Source organism: Alkalibacterium sp. MB6 (assembly GCF_009935905.1).
GTDB lineage: Bacteria > Bacillota > Bacilli > Lactobacillales > Carnobacteriaceae_A > Alkalibacterium.
Map to the genome: position 1 here is coordinate 1 of NZ_PREX01000083.1, position 355 is coordinate 355.

The 355-nt window shown below is 49.6% G+C and carries 1 protein-coding gene; it reads left to right on the forward strand.

Going from position 1 to position 355, the window contains the following annotated elements; translation table 11 throughout:
• Nucleotides 1-87 precede the first annotated feature (87 nt).
• The coding region (locus C3945_RS11775) for an alpha/beta fold hydrolase (protein ID WP_237585554.1) at nucleotides 88-355 on the forward strand (268 nt) is incomplete at its 3' end.

Sequence of the window (355 nt, forward strand, 5' to 3'; positions counted from 1 at the left end):
GTGCAGGCTTATCGCGAAGCAGGTCAAGGCCAGCCGCTGATTTTGCTACACGGTATTAGCTCGGGTTCAGCATCCTGGATCAAGCAGTTGGAGACACTCAGTCAGCATTTTCATGTCATTGCCTGGGATGCACCGGGTTATGGCTTATCCGATGGCTTAAGCACAGATCAACCCAATGCAGCCGATTATGCGGAGCGAGTATTGGGCTTGATGGATGCGTTGAACATTCCCAAAGCCGTTGTAATTGGACATTCATTGGGTGCCTTACAGGCCAGTGCTTTTGCTCACCTTTATCCTGAACGGGTACAGACCTTAGTGATTGCCAATGCAGCACAAGGTTATCAACGTTCTGATA